The following is a 14,582-nucleotide window of genomic DNA, read 5'->3' on the forward strand; positions in this document are numbered from 1 at the left end:
AGGTCTGATATCTTTGAATATATTGAGATGTTCTACAATTCAAAACGCAGACATGGTTCCAATGGTCAGCGTTCTCCATTAGATTATGAAAAGGCCCATCAAAAGATGGTTAGGTGTGTCTAGAATTTTGGTGGCTATTCACACTTTATAAAGCCTAGATATAGGCTCTAGGCTTTATATACCTATCATCAGCTTAATGTTCTTATTTAACTTGCCATCTAGGAATTTCAATTTTGGAATAATAAAAACTGGCTGATAGAATAAAATTTAGGCATATTCCTAATTTTAATGTAATGTCAAACAAACGTTTTCTTATATTAAGGACACGATCATGAGTCCACTTTCACAACAGATAGATAGGTCCAGAGTTTTGGCTAAAGCGGCATGGAAAGCTGCTGAACAGCTTGGACTAAAGCCAGAGCAATTTTTAAGAATTCTGCATCTGGAAGGTATTGACGGTAAATTTTCTGAATTACAAACCTTAGATCCAAATTCTCAATCAGGGGAAATAGCAATAATCGTAATTCGGATTTACAGAGCTGTTTATAGCCTGAATGGTGGTGATATTAAATGGATGCATCATTTTCTCAATTCACCTAACCTATTAACTGGAGGAGTTCCTATAGAACAGATGGAAAGTATGAACGGACTGATTTCTGTACTTAAGGCCGTAGAAGCTTTTCCATGTTGAAATACTGATTGTTTTATAAATTATTGATTTAAAAAAATACCAAGAGTTACTTGTAAACAAAAGCAGTATAGCTATCAGATAATATGGTCGGAAAAAGCCCTAAAGTATGCAGGTTATTGCCTTGAGCATCCCTCCCTTTCATATATGGACTCAGATCCTGTAGAAGCATTAAAAGGGATTATGTAATGAACCGTACCGGGTTTGTCGGAGACTTTTTTATTTAAGTTAGGCCACCTGACCTAACGGGTTAATCTTATCATAGTACATTGCTTCAAACTCAAAAGGCGATACATAACCCAGTGCATTGTGTACACGCTTTTTATTGAACCAATCTACCCAGTTTAGTGTCGCAAGTTGTACATCTGCTAAACCTTGCCAATCTGCTTTTAGATATTCAATCACCTCTGTTTTGTATAAGCCATTCACCGTTTCAGCCAAAGCATTATCGTATGAATCACCAGTCGTACCGACTGATGCTCGTAAATTTGCTGCTTCTAAACGATTGGTATAGCGAATGGAAAGATATTGCACACCTCTATCTGAATGATGAATCACATTCTTTGGCATGCCTCGATCATGCAATGCTTGCTCCAATGCATCGAGCACCATATCTGTATTCATCCGTGTAGATACTTTCCATCCAACAATTGCTCGTGAGAATACGTCAATAACAAATGCGGTATATACCCAGCCTGAATGAGTTTGAATATACGTAAAGTCACCCACCCATAGTTGGTTTGGATGATCAGCATTAAAATTACGTTTCACTAAATCATCTGCCCGTTTTTGGTCATCTCGGTTACGGGTGGTTTGTTTATTCTTACCACGCCAAACACCTTGTATACCTAGCTTTTGCATCAATCGAGCAACTGTACAACGTGCAATCACATAGCCTTCACATTTCAGTTGTTGCCAGACCTTACGCACACCATACCGACCTGAACTTTCCTTCCAAATTCGTTTAATTTGTTCAGCATGATGAAGGTCATGCAGATCCCGTTTCGCTCGATGTTCTGGATTGTCCGCGAGATCTAAAGTCCGGTAATAGGTTGAAGCAGCGATCGGTAAAATCCTACAAATCGCATCAACACCATATAACGCCTTATTGTTATGGATAAAATCCACCATTATTTGTGTGGGCGGTCGAGCTCCGCCTGGGCGAAAAAAGCCGCTGCTTTACGTAGAATTTCGTTAGCACGTTGCAGTTCTTTATTTTCGCGTTCCAGTTGTTTGATACGTTCTTGGTCTGAAAGCTGCTGTGCTTTAACTGGATTTTGTTGATCTAAGTATTTTTGATACCAAACACGTAGTGTTTCAGGAGTACAGCCAATTTTAGGAGCAATTGCTGTGATTGCAGCCCAATTCGATGGATAATCTTTCTCGGATTCAATCAATAATTGAACCGCTCTTTCTCTGATTTCAGGGGTATATTTTAATTTTGTCATCGGGATAGTCTCTCAGAATATTGACTCTCCGACAAACCCGGTACGGTTCATAAATCATAAATACAGATCATTTGAAAATTTCTAAGTTTCCATCAAAAGCTGTTTTACTACAGGATCTAAATTCATCTAATGTTCATTCATAGCTATTTTGTGTGCAGTCCACATGTAAAGAATTAAATCGAAAGAGCTAGAAATCTCCCTAAATTTATACTTTTTATATTAACCGTTTATCCAGATTCTATTGTTTTCCTAACAAAAGAAAGTTTACTATTTGATTTCGTCACAAAACCAAATAGTGAATGAGTCATGAACAACAAGCGTGGGGGAATCAGAGAAGGTGCGGGTAGAAAACTTAAATACAATGAGCCTACCAAAACAGTAAGAGTGCCTTTATCCAAGATCGTAGAGATTAAAAATTATCTAAATAAAGCAGAGAGCCAATGCCTTAATGATATCGATTTAATCACGCCTGTACAGTCATCTACTTATATGCAAATTCCTTTAGCGGCCGAGAAGGTTGCTGCCGGTTTCCCTTCTCCTGCCCAAGATTTTGTCGACAAGACATTAGATATGAATGAACACCTCATTAGTAATGAGGCAGCGACATTCATTGTAAAAGTAGCTTCTCTTTCCATGAGAGATGCTGGTATTGAAATTGATGATGAACTTGTCGTTGATCGTAGTCTTGAAGCCAAACATGAAGACATCGTTATCGCTCTGATCGACAATGAGTTTACTGTTAAGCGCTTGATGATTGAAGGTAACTATCGCTGGCTTAAAGCTGAGAATCCTGATTGTTCCAATATTTACCTCAGAGATGGCCAGGAGATGGTGATTTGGGGAGTAGTGACTTACGTCATCAAACCCTTCAGGAAACGTAAGTAACTATTCTCTTGGTTTCATCATATGGCATATACAAACAAGATCTTTGCTTTGGTAGATATCAACAACTGTTATGTCAGTTGCGAACGTATCTTTAACCCAAGTTTAAATAACAAACCTGTGATTGTCCTCTCTAACAATGATGGTTGTGCTGTGGCACGCTCACAGGAGGCCAAAGACTTAGGTATCAAGATGGGAGTTCCCCTTTTTCAAATTAAGGACATTGTAGAGCAGCATAAGGTCCAAGTGCTCTCAAGCAACTATGCTTTATATGCAGAAATGTCTCGCAGATTCATGAAGGTCCTGTCTGACTTTGTAACTCCTGAAGAACAAGAGGTCTATTCGATTGATGAATGCTTCTTGGACTTGACTGCTTATGCCAAGAAGTATGATTTGACTGATTATGCACAGACGATTCGTCAGCGTATTTTTACCTGGCTCGGTTTACCAGTATGTATTGGCTTAGGCAGAACTAAAACTGAAGCCAAAATGGCAAATCACATTGCAAAAAAGAACACCTACTTCAATGGTGTGTGTAACCTGGTTGCCATGGATTATTGTGCTATAGAAAGCTTATATGAAACGATAGAGGTAGGTGAAATTTGGGGTGTCGGTAGCAAACATACAAAGAAACTAAATAGTCTTAATATTTATTCTGTGCTGGATTTTGCAATGGCCTTCCCTTTCATGATCAGGGATCAATTTTCCATTGTTATGCACAGAACATTACTTGAATTACATGGTGTCTCTTGTATTGAGTTAGAACATACGCAAGCTCCTCGAAAGCAAATTGTCGCAAGTCGTTCATTTGGCCAAAGGATTTATCATATTGATGATCTAAAAGAGGCTATGAGTCTCTACGTCCAAGATGCAGTTGCCCGCTTAAGAGGTGAGAAGATGTTGTGTGGTTACATGATTGGTTTTGTACAATCCAATCCATTTGAAACACATAAACCTTATTACAGCAAATCTGCAGCACTTACTTTGCCAGAACCAACTGATAACGTTTTAATGTTGTGTAAGATTGCCACAAAAATGATAGATGACTTATATCAGAAAGATGTAGGCTTCAAAAAGTGCGGCGTAATATTGACTTGTCTAGAGCCCAAAGTTAACCACACTTACGACCTGTTTATAGACATGAAACAAATAACCGCAGGCAATAACCTGATGGATTCACTTGAAGAAATCCATCATAAGTTTGGAAAAACCAAGCTTGCTCTGGGTGCAAGCAGGTTACCAAATAGAAGCTGGAATATGTCTCGTAATCAACTGAGCCAGAACTACTTTCGATGGGATCAATTGCTTTGTGTAAAGTAATTTTTAGTGATTACTTCACACCATAATTTATTTTTTCTTCTTTAAAAACTCTTTTAAAGCTTCCTCAGTAATACCCACAAAATTGTTTCTTTTTAGAAAGTCTAGTACTTCTCCGGTTGTTGCACCAAGACCAAAGAGTTGAAGTAAAGTTTTCTTATGCTGAGTAAGCAATTGATTCTGTGTAATGGTCTTTTCATTCAATTCTTTTATATAACAAAGAAGAATATTTTCAAAGTTTTTAGAATCATTTTTGCTATATATTTTTTGATTTTTCTCAACATTTTTTGAATGCTTTTCTTCTTTTGTCGATACAGTTTCAGAAGTATTTTCTGTTGAGGAGTCAGAATTAATATTGTCTGGATTTTGAATATCAAGGTGTAAAATATTCTGGTCTTGTATCATGTTTTTTCCTCAAAAATAAATCTAGAAGCCAATTATTCTGAATATACTTCATTACAGAAATGGCAAAACATGACCATTTTTGGATTCTTAAATTACTGAAAAAAGTCATATTTCGCGATAATAAAAAAATATAAATCAACCATTATTTTCATTAACTTTAATTCATTCACTGACAGCCAATAAATACAGGATGGGATGATGTATATCACATCATCCATGTCAAATCTCGAGCTCGCGTTGCTCGGTCTCAATTTGTATACAGTAGAAAAAAATGAAAGTTAAAGCATCAAGAAATAAGCAGATCATTGTTCGTTTAACTGCAGATGAACATCAAGATATCAATCTTGCCTGCAAGGCATTACAGCTCAATCAATCTGACTATATACGTAAAAAAATTTTAAGTGATGACTACAGTCAATTAATCGATCAACGTGATATTCATACGATTAGAACACTTGGCATTATTCTCCCAAAAATATTGATTGAACTCCAAGATAAAGATTTGATCCCCGAAGAATTATGTGACCTTACAGAGCTCGTTCATGAGTTGAAAATCATTGTGCGTCGACTAAATGACCAGGTACGTTAGACATGATTATTAAAGTAATTCCAAACACCTTAGGCACTTCTGTTGAAAATCGTATCAACGGTTTATCAGACTATATACATAATCCAAATCAAACGCGTATCGACTACCTCAGTGACTATATTACTCAGTTGCACGCTAGCTTTAGTCATGAGCTCATTTCTGAAAAATGTGTTTACTCGAACTCACGTAACTTTCTGGATGAAAATATTGAGTATCAAAAAATTGAAATGTCACAAACTGCCAGTTTGAATACAAGGGTGGATGACCCAATTGTTCATATCGTCGGAAGTTTTAAAAAATTTGAAGTCCCAACGACCCAACAATTAGAAGAACAAATCGATATTTTAAGTAAACATCTCAAAGCAGATGACTTACAAATGCAGTATGCATTGCACATGGATACAGACAATGTACACTTCCATTTGATCATTAACCGAATCCATCCCTACAGAAAAAACAATCATAATGAACATCAAGCGGTGGATCTAGGAGATGGTTGGATCTTGAATGCAGTACATCGAGCTGTTGCAGAAATTGAGGCAAAACAGGGTTGGGACCCTGAACCAAATCCCCTCTTTATCTATAACAGTAAAACTGGAGAATGTGAAAAAAACATCAATCACATATCAAATCCCGATGCATTGAAAATCAGTGCAAAGATTCGTGATCAAGAACATCGACATCAACAAAAGAGTCGATTGAGCAAGGAAATGTCTGTTGCAAGCAACTATCAAGATGAGCTTGAAACAATCATTCAGCCCATTCTAAAAGAGGCAACTAGTTGGCAAGACTGGCATCAACAATTAGCATCTTCAGGAATTTCGTATGAACGTAAGCGTAGCGGTAGTATTTTTACGATAAGGCCCCATGATCAGGAGTCACTAACATTTAAGGCATCGTTATTTTGCAATAAACAAGTCACTTTAAAGAATTTGGAAAACCGTTGGGGGGAGTTTACACCTCATCACGCTGATCAGATCAAAATCTATCAGCCCAAATTGAATACGACAGCTCAGCACACTCCACATGAATCCTCAAAGATCTCTGCTTATCATTTATTCCAGAATAAAGACTTTTTGGTTAAGGAGCTTCATGACGCTTATCTCAAGATGAAATCAACTAAAGATGTTTATAGTCAGAATCGTCGATCCAAGTACCAGGATATCAATTTCGAGAATGAAATTTATAAATACAATAAATCTTCTTTTTTAAAACAACTTCAGAAAAAATTTCCAGAACAGGCTTCTGATACGATTTATACTCTATTACATTATCAACATCATACAGAACAACTGACAACCAGAGCCAAAATCAGGAACGTGTTTCTTATCCAAAATCAAAATTTAAGCCAACAGACTTCTGAAAAGCTATTTGATCAAAATTTTTTGTCTAGAAACTTTGATTCAACCCAAATTACCTCTTATGCTGATTTTTTAAGATTTATCTCACCCACCAATCCCCTATTGATACAACAACAATTTCTATTCGATCAACGTCAGTCTAAAAATTTTATTTATCAAGAAAATCCAGAAATCAAGACTGCTAAAATTTTGTTTGATTCGAATGATCCTAAAGAGCCCATTGGCATTCAGAATAGATATGGGATTCTTATCTTTAGTAATTATTCAATCACCCGGTTAGAGCAATGTATAAAGAATTTACATCCTGAGCATCAAGTATCAGTTCGAGGATCATCAGATTTTAAAAACTTATTCGAAATGCTTTCCCAACATAGATCAAACGAAATTCAAGATACAAACAAAAGTAGAACTCTCCCCGCTCTATCAAAATTATCCTCGGAGCAACTCGAAGCTGGATTTCGACAACTCTATCAACATTTTAAGACAACAGGCGAATGCCAAAGTACAGCGCTGATCAAAACTGGTTTACTACTGAATTGTTGTGGCATCAATATGAGCCAGCTCAAATCTAATTTAGCAGCAGGTATTCAAAAGCATCAATTGCCTCAGCTTAATCAAGAAGATCAGAGTATCTTGATACAAAGGCTGCATAACCTGATCTATACACAAGCCTCAAAATTAAATAAACAATATTTCAACTCAAATGACATCGAGCAAACCTGGCAATTATATTTTTCTTTAGAGCATCAGCCTATGATCAACGAAAATTGCCATAGCCTTGTTACAACTAACGATGCTTCGCAACATTTAAGAGACCTCGCACTTATACCTAAAAATAAAGTGAACGAATCATATCAACAGACAGAATCTTTATCTGAACTTGATTACTTACAGATGTTTGAGTTTTATGAATACAGTCGAAAAGTTAAACTGCGCAAACAACAGGAATTAGAGCGGAATAATATCTTCACAAGGCCAAAAGAAACCTTGAAAGATTCTGATCAAATTTTACAGTCAGCCTACCCTATTAAAAAATATCGTATCGAATACAAATTTGGAGAAACATTTTATATCGATCAAGAGAAAGTCGCTTTTTTTGAAAGCAAAAATACTTTAGATATTACCGTAGTCAGCCAAAAGCGTGACCATATTCACGATGCCTTGTTATTGGCTAGAGATAAATTTGGGGTTGTATGGGTGTCCGGTACAGATGACTTTAAAAGACAGGTGCAAGAAATTGCACGTGCAACAAATATAAGAATCGAATTTGACCACCCATTAGTAATAGATCGTCAAGTTGAAAGCTCAGCGACCGACAAGATAGATCACAATATTGTGCACCAAATAAATGAGTACAAGACTGTTATTCCTAATTCTCCTCCAACATCACCAACTATAGAAGATCAAACAGACCTCATCAATAAAGAGAAATCTACAACATTAGACAAAAATTCTAAGAGTCTAAACCATACAAATGATAGCCTTGATTTTGGTTTCTAATACTCTTAAATAGAATTCAGGAAGAATGAATAATTTTCTAAAAAAAACTAGATTTTTCATCTTTATTGAGTTATAAAATCAATAGCCCCCTAGTTTTATAACAGACTAGTTGGTTAGCTAGAATTAAGGCTAGCGGGAGAAAGTCACTCTTATTTAAAGACATGAAAGGATAACTCGTTTTTTACGTGTTTTTCGTGTGCTTTAAATAAGGTTAAATAGTGAAATCTTCGCAACTATACAATACATTTCTTCTTAATATTCTTCATAAATTGGTTCACAATTCATCGGATAGCTTTACTGTCTCTTTTATTAATATAAATAATTCTAAGATGTTAGAAATATTTTGTGACTCCGTTCTTTCATTTCATTTTTTTGGATACAAGTATATCGGTAATAAATACTATAAAGTACATAATGGTTTAATTTTTAGCTACACTGTAGACCACGGGGAAAAAATTATTACTTTTAAATGTGATTTAAAAAAAGAAATATCTGGGTTAGACTTAATCACTAAAAAATTGTATTTAAATCGAATTTTATTCAATAGCAATTAAAATTAGTCAAATTAATACTGAAAAGTTAATTTAACTATTTTTTCGTTATTTCTTTTGTAAGAAGTCCGCTGAACACACCTTATGAATTCATCCTATAAGCCTTAATTTAAGTCCCCACTTAAAAACAAGTAGGGACTTAAATTTATCACTACAAATAATCAGACATCCATCGAATCTCTTGCGAAAAAACGAAGAACATACAGTGCTGAATTTAAACAGCAGATCGTTCAGGCTTGTAAGGCCCCGGACGTTTCAATTGCTTCGGTCGCTTTGCAACATGGATTGAATACAAATCTTGTATCCAAATGGATTCGCTTAATTGATGGTAAACTAGGGAATGATCGCTCACCACTCTGGCTTTAGCTTACCGCATTTACTGTGAGTTGGCACTGAATCTGCGTATTAAACTGAGAAGAAGACTAAAACGGCATGCACCTGAACCATTGAAAGAACCAATCCGAGAAAATCAGGTTTGGTCATTAGATTTTATACATGATCAGCTTTCCGATGGTCGCAAGTTTCGATTATTGAATGTGATTGATGATTACCGCCGCCAAGGCCTAGCCATTGAGTCAGGGTTCTCATTGCCCACAATCAGGATTATTCGTACGTTGAATCAATTGCTGGAGTAGAGAGAAAACCATTAGTGATCCGATGCGATAATGGTCCCGAATTTATCAGTCACGAATTTGTGCGCTGGGCTACTGAGCACGGTATTCGTATTGAATATATTCAACCGGGTAAACCACAGCAGAATGCGTATATTGAACGCTATAATCGGACCATACGTTATATAGCTGAATTCTAAAAGGTATAGCACCCAAATATTTTCGTAAGATACCATTTCATAAGGATTTTACTGTGCTACTCAATTTTATAATCAACTATAGTTGGCTGAGCAAGCATTTGTTTGATACATTGGAAGAAGTTTAGGATTACGTAACTGATTGGCTGTGGCATTACAATCATGAAAGACCACACCAAGCTAACAAAGGAAAGTTATCTTTAATGGCTGCTTAACCTCTACTTTTAACTTCGGTTATTTATTTATGGGAGGATTACCCACGGATTTAACTGAATAGACCACTTTCCACTTTATCCCCCCCTATTTTATTTAAAACTTTTATCAATCAGCTGCTTAAAATCTTCTAAATTCTGCTCTGCCAGTGACTCTAAAGCTATTCTTACAATACTAGATCTGTTAACACGAGCGTTATTACTTTTGATAATTAGCTCATCAATTAATTCACTTAATTCTTGGTTTAAAGAAAAGGTACAACGAACGAATTTCTTTTGTGAAACTTCTAGATCCTTAACTCTTTTATCAGCTCCAGATATGAAATTTTCAACCAGTTTATCCTGATCTGAAAGCTCGTCAGTTTTCTTTTTTAAACCGCTAAGACCTGCCATAGTTATACTCCTAAAAACTCTTGAGCTATCCCTTCAATTTCTGCTTTTGCTTTAAAATCACTTGTTACTTCAAAAACAGATAGGCCATTTTCATCTGCATCATCATAAACATTTCGATTTGTCGTAATTTGGTCTAAGGCTTTTATTCCGAACGATATACAGGCTTCTTTAGCATCTAGAATTCGCTGTACTTGTGACGGTAATGTTGGGCATTGTGTAATGATTGCTCTTGCATTCAAATCTGGATTCACTGCTCGCGCCAGTTTTAATACTTGCTCCATATGATCCAAAGTCTTTAGATCTCTACGTTTAGGCCTAAAAGGCAATAGCATATGTGTTGCTATAGTCATAGCAGAACGCAATGCTTCCGAATCTTGCCCACCAGCATCAATGATAATATCTTCATATCTTTTTGATAAATCTTTTAAAACTTGACGAATATTGCCTGAAGCTTGTACAGATGGAATATTCTTTAAATCCTCATTCTCATCACGCTCTTTAATCCAGTCAGTAGTTGTACCTTGAGGATCTGCATCTAGAAGAAGAACATCTCTATTCTTTTTTTGTAAATAAACCGCTAAGTTTTGGGCAAGGCAGCTTTTACCAGCTCCGCCTTTTTCACCACCTACTAAAATAATCATAAGTTATGTAAGTTACGTAATTTTGTTAAAAACAATGTACAAGTTTCAATCTCCTGAATCAACTATTGTGAAAAATAAAGTTAAAAAATAAAGTTATCCACAAGTAATGCTCTTTTTTAATTTTATATATATTTTTAAATTTATATTTATAGGACCTTTGTATGCCTTATGTAGTCTAATTCTCAGAGGATTTATATGGACGTTTTCCTGACAATAAGTGGACATTTTCCTTTATTTAAATGGACGTTTTCCTGATATAAATGGACGTTTTCCTGGCATAAATAGATCTTCCATTAATGGTCATTAAGTGTTAATGTCCATTAATGATATTTGTTTCTCTAATCACAATATGGCAAATCTAATTTATAAAGATAATAACTTGATTGAAGCATCTTATGCGTTGACTTTGTCTGAACAACGCTTAATTTTAGTTGCGATTATTGCAGCTAGGGAAATTGAAAAAGAGCTTACATCGGATACCTTGCTAACAATACATGCATCTGAATACATGAAGCACTTTAATTTGGGTCGTCAAGCGGCCTATGAGGCTCTTCAGGGAGCGTGTGATAACTTGTTTGAACGTAGACTCACCTATAAGGCCATAGATCCTGTTACAGGTAAGCCAGCGGTCTACAAAAGCCGTTGGGTATCAAAAGTTGGCTATGTTAAAGAAGCTGCATGCGCTCAACTAATTTTTGCTCCTGATATTTTACAGCTTTTTGTAAAACTTGAAGAAAAATTTACCCGTTATGAATTAAAGCAAATTTCTCAATTATCTAGCGTATACGCTATACGGCTGTATGAACTTTTGATTAGATGGCGTAGCAAAGGCAAGCTATATATTAGTATGGTTGAATTGCGTGATAAGTTAGGTTTACTTGAAAATGAATATAAAACCATGGGCGATTTTAAAAAGCGTGTATTGACGGTTGCCATAGATCAAATTAATAAACTTACTGATATCGACGTAAGTTATGAGCAGAAAAAAGAAGGAAGAACAATTACACATATCGAATTTTCTTTTAATCAAAAAGCTTCCTTAATTGTTAGTGATAAGGTACTGGAACCGACATATCAGTTGACACCAAAACAATCTATATTTTTCGCTCAAAAATTGTGTGACCTTATCAAATATCCCGAATTCGGGGGAAAATATGCCAATGTAGGTGAAGAGATCGAAGCGTTTAAAGAAAGGATTTCACTTGAACTTCTCGACCCTGAAAAGGTAAAAAAGTATTATCCTGATTTGTTAAAAGTGGGCTATAAAGAAAAATATAAATCAGAAAAGTTATCATAACCTGAATAATAGAAATTCTTATTTTGAACACTACTAACCTATAGAAAAAAATTTAGTCTGTCTTGGTAACCCTAATTCTATAATTTGGTCTTTATTGAGAAGTGTCCATTTTAATTGGAAGGCTATTACATGAACGGTTAGCAGCTGATCTATAAGGAATATTAAATTATAAAGTTACATAACTTACGCAACTTATGAACTTATGTAATCCTGAAGAGAGTGATGAGATGGAAACCTCTCCCGGTCATGCTTGTCAGGGATTTGTCCATATATGGAAGTGCAGTGCTGAAAACTAAGGATCCATCTAATGAGAAGAACTGCCTGGGATTAATCTGCCAGGAATATTAAATTATAAAGTTACATAACTTACGCAACTTATGAACTTGTGTAATCCTGAAGAGAGTGATGTGATGTAAAACTCTTTCTATACTGCCATACTTACAATACCAGCGCACAGCCCAAAGAATGATTTCGCCCCAAAGATGATGCCGACTATGGAAGTGATTCATCTATTGAACCTTTAGCTGAAAAGCTATTTACAACACTGCCAATTTTTCCTCTTTTATAGCGTTTACTCTAATTTCAACTGCTACAAAAGAGGAAAGACGATTCATCAATTAATAGTCAAAGCTGAAGAAATTTTCAGGGAAACAAGAACGGAAAGCTTTTTGAATATCGCTGTACTCACACTCAGGATGCTTCTCTAAATAACGTCTAGTCCAAATCAGTGTGGCTTCATAATCGTTAAAGCACTGATCGAGTTGTAAAAAAATCCACAGTTCATGGGCTTTTTGAATGAAAAAGTCATTGATAATCATGAGAGCAATTTTCTTTTCAGTGTTTGAATCCGGGTATGAGTACATAGTATGTTTCTCCTATAGAGATGATAAATAGATTAATTGATAAGCTATTTATAACACATAAAAAATGTGTTTGTCACATAATTTATGTGATTTTTGTAATTTTATGGTCTGTGTTATACTTCTAATCCAAACAGATTGTATTTATCACGATGCCGTACGAAGAATTTCAAAGACTTATGGGGAAAGCAGGTCTTTCAATTAAGGAATTTGCAACATTATTGGACATGAACCCAAATTCCATAACTAACTATAAAAAGATCGGAAAAGTACCTACTCATATTGCTGTTCTGGTTTATTTGCTTTCTAGCATGAAAGATGAGGGTGTAGACTTTTACCCTATTTTCGAAAAAATTAAGTCGTATTCAAAAGACTAAGACTCTAGTTTTTTTGATTGTTTTAAGCTGTTAGTGATGACGTAAAAAATGCCTGAAGTTCAGGCATTTTTTGTTTCAGGGACTTATAAGCCTCGATAGAACTTTTCAATAAAGTTTCGAGTTTTGAGAACCAGGGTATTCATCATGGTCTTACGTTTTGAGATCTTAGGGCGAGCAATCGGTAAGTCTTTGACATCTTCCCGGCTAGGTAGACGCTGGGTGTATTCATATTGGCTGAGCACCGTTTTGAAGACTTCAGGTTTGATGGCTTCTTTTTGACACAGCTCATTCAGTGCCTTTTCTTTCTCCACATCCCAAAACTGAACAAAGGCTTGTTCAACGCTTTGACCATCGGCCATGCGTGGAATGTTTTCATCCAGAAACTTTTGAATCAGCTCTTGTTTGTCATACAAGTTGTGGTTGGTCGAGATGATATCTTGCACTTGGGAACGATACTGTTGTTTCTTTTCTGGATCTTTATGATTGACCACCGATTGCAGTAAATTCAGGATATAACCGACATTCACGGTATCGCGGTGGATCAGTTCCAGTTGGAAATTGACATCATTGAGGATCGATACTTTGTCTTTAGGCTGGACCACACGGACGTTGTTGTACAGATATTTGTATTGTGAGGTATGTTTCTGGAATTCTGCCTTATTTAAATTGGTATCGTCCTAGTCATACTCGACAAAGTTTTCCAATTGGGCATTGATCCGCATCAGCTTTTCGGGTTTACGCCCCTATTTCTTATAGTATAAATTTTTGAAATATAATACTATTTACTTTGGAATTACATGCGATGCGATAAATTTCGAATAAGAGATTTTATGTTAAATAATGGTTTTTATATGATCTAGTATTTCTAAATATAAGTGCAATTTTACTAAGGTTGCTTAGATGCTATGGAATCTAAATATCTAAATTGTTCATCCCCCTTTACTTCATTTTCATGTTTAATCACCGCTATTAGTAAAACTATGGTCATAGCCCCAGCTAGATAGGTGATCTTTTTTCTCATGATTTCCTTGTAGTGAAATTTTTTTTGCTTATTTTATATAAATTATATAAATAATAAAATTGTGATATATACCAATCTGTTAGGCAAATTAGGGCACTGTTGCAAATAGAGATTTGAGTCGATGAAGTTCCTTTTTAAAAGTGCTTAGAGACCGAAAACCCTGTTGATTAGACACACTTCACCTTGAGGCTGACCATAATAAAATGACGATGCTTGTCCTTTACGTAGTGCA

General features: G+C 35.6%; 13 protein-coding genes, 5 pseudogenes and 1 other annotated feature. Of the genes and pseudogenes, 10 read left to right on the forward strand and 8 right to left on the reverse strand.

What is annotated here, in order from left to right; translation table 11 throughout:
* Both AC13CK_RS04895 and AC13CK_RS04900 read left to right on the forward strand, forming a co-directional pair.
* The coding region (locus AC13CK_RS04895) for an IS3 family transposase (protein WP_482830859.1) at window positions 1-123 on the forward strand (123 nt) is incomplete at its 5' end.
* 208 nt (window positions 124-331) lie between these two features.
* Window positions 332-691: a hypothetical protein gene (locus AC13CK_RS04900; protein ID WP_034171706.1), complete on the forward strand. Its 360-nt coding sequence runs from the start codon at window positions 332-334 to the stop codon at window positions 689-691.
* Between the two features lie 225 nt (window positions 692-916).
* Here the strand turns inward: AC13CK_RS04900 and AC13CK_RS04905 are convergent.
* A protein-coding gene (locus tag AC13CK_RS04905) for an IS3 family transposase (RefSeq protein WP_204470743.1) occupies window positions 917-2,136 on the reverse strand; the annotation gives its coding sequence in 2 pieces (ribosomal slippage) (window positions 917-1,860 and window positions 1,860-2,136; 1,221 coding nt in all).
* Window positions 1,745-1,861: a sequence feature (AL1L pseudoknot), on the reverse strand. (Overlaps the previous gene by 117 nt.)
* 306 nt (window positions 2,137-2,442) lie before the next feature.
* Between AC13CK_RS04905 and AC13CK_RS04910 the strand changes: the two genes are divergently transcribed.
* On the forward strand, window positions 2,443-3,021 hold the full coding sequence (locus tag AC13CK_RS04910; protein WP_034171681.1) for a LexA family protein: 579 nt from the start codon (window positions 2,443-2,445) through the stop codon (window positions 3,019-3,021).
* A gap of 21 nt (window positions 3,022-3,042) precedes the next feature.
* Entirely contained in the window at window positions 3,043-4,338 is a 1,296-nt protein-coding gene (locus tag AC13CK_RS04915) for a Y-family DNA polymerase (protein ID WP_034171682.1), read from the forward strand.
* Between the two features lie 27 nt (window positions 4,339-4,365).
* On the opposite strand, the gene AC13CK_RS04920 is transcribed toward AC13CK_RS04915, so the two are convergent.
* Entirely contained in the window at window positions 4,366-4,740 is a 375-nt protein-coding gene (locus AC13CK_RS04920) for a hypothetical protein (RefSeq protein ID WP_034171683.1), read from the reverse strand.
* A gap of 271 nt (window positions 4,741-5,011) precedes the next feature.
* Here AC13CK_RS04920 and AC13CK_RS04925 point away from each other — a divergent pair, with 271 nt between their 5' ends.
* From AC13CK_RS04925 to AC13CK_RS04940, 4 genes and pseudogenes are all read left to right on the forward strand, one after another.
* Entirely contained in the window at window positions 5,012-5,329 is a 318-nt protein-coding gene (locus tag AC13CK_RS04925) for a plasmid mobilization protein (protein WP_034171684.1), read from the forward strand.
* 2 nt (window positions 5,330-5,331) lie between these two features.
* The gene (locus tag AC13CK_RS04930; RefSeq protein WP_034171685.1) at window positions 5,332-8,190 is read left to right on the forward strand and encodes a relaxase/mobilization nuclease domain-containing protein; all 2,859 of its coding nucleotides are present in this window, start codon (window positions 5,332-5,334) and stop codon (window positions 8,188-8,190) included.
* 698 nt (window positions 8,191-8,888) lie between these two features.
* A pseudogene (locus AC13CK_RS04935) lies at window positions 8,889-9,098 on the forward strand (transposase); the annotation flags it as partial.
* An 11-nt stretch (window positions 9,099-9,109) separates the two neighbouring features.
* A pseudogene (locus tag AC13CK_RS04940) lies at window positions 9,110-9,764 on the forward strand (DDE-type integrase/transposase/recombinase); the annotation flags it as partial.
* A 90-nt stretch (window positions 9,765-9,854) separates the two neighbouring features.
* Here the strand turns inward: AC13CK_RS04940 and AC13CK_RS04945 are convergent.
* Together AC13CK_RS04945 and AC13CK_RS04950 are read right to left on the reverse strand one after the other, a co-directional pair.
* On the reverse strand, window positions 9,855-10,154 hold the full coding sequence (locus AC13CK_RS04945; protein WP_034171686.1) for a hypothetical protein: 300 nt from the start codon (window positions 10,152-10,154) through the stop codon (window positions 9,855-9,857).
* Window positions 10,155-10,156: 2 nt separating this feature from the next.
* Window positions 10,157-10,795, reverse strand: a complete 639-nt coding sequence (locus AC13CK_RS04950) for an AAA family ATPase (protein WP_034171687.1) — start codon at window positions 10,793-10,795, stop codon at window positions 10,157-10,159.
* A gap of 349 nt (window positions 10,796-11,144) precedes the next feature.
* Between AC13CK_RS04950 and repM the strand changes: the two genes are divergently transcribed.
* On the forward strand, window positions 11,145-12,092 hold the full coding sequence (gene repM / locus AC13CK_RS04955; protein ID WP_201773389.1) for a replication initiation protein RepM: 948 nt from the start codon (window positions 11,145-11,147) through the stop codon (window positions 12,090-12,092).
* A 383-nt stretch (window positions 12,093-12,475) separates the two neighbouring features.
* On the opposite strand, the pseudogene AC13CK_RS04960 reads toward repM, so the two are convergent.
* Window positions 12,476-12,601, reverse strand: a pseudogene (locus AC13CK_RS04960) (IS6 family transposase); the annotation flags it as partial.
* Between the two features lie 108 nt (window positions 12,602-12,709).
* Entirely contained in the window at window positions 12,710-12,955 is a 246-nt protein-coding gene (locus AC13CK_RS04965) for a hypothetical protein (RefSeq protein WP_034171689.1), read from the reverse strand.
* A 149-nt stretch (window positions 12,956-13,104) separates the two neighbouring features.
* Here AC13CK_RS04965 and AC13CK_RS04970 point away from each other — a divergent pair, with 149 nt between their 5' ends.
* Window positions 13,105-13,329, forward strand: coding sequence for a helix-turn-helix transcriptional regulator (locus tag AC13CK_RS04970; RefSeq protein ID WP_004676219.1), 225 nt, complete (start codon window positions 13,105-13,107; stop codon window positions 13,327-13,329).
* Window positions 13,330-13,412: 83 nt separating this feature from the next.
* On the opposite strand, the pseudogene AC13CK_RS04975 reads toward AC13CK_RS04970, so the two are convergent.
* Together AC13CK_RS04975 and AC13CK_RS04980 are read right to left on the reverse strand one after the other, a co-directional pair.
* Window positions 13,413-13,982, reverse strand: a pseudogene (locus AC13CK_RS04975) (type I restriction endonuclease subunit R, EcoR124 family); the annotation flags it as partial.
* Between the two features lie 512 nt (window positions 13,983-14,494).
* Window positions 14,495-14,582 (reverse strand): annotated as a pseudogene (locus tag AC13CK_RS04980) (IS6 family transposase); the annotation flags it as partial.

This window comes from Acinetobacter sp. L-24 (genome assembly GCF_056857555.1).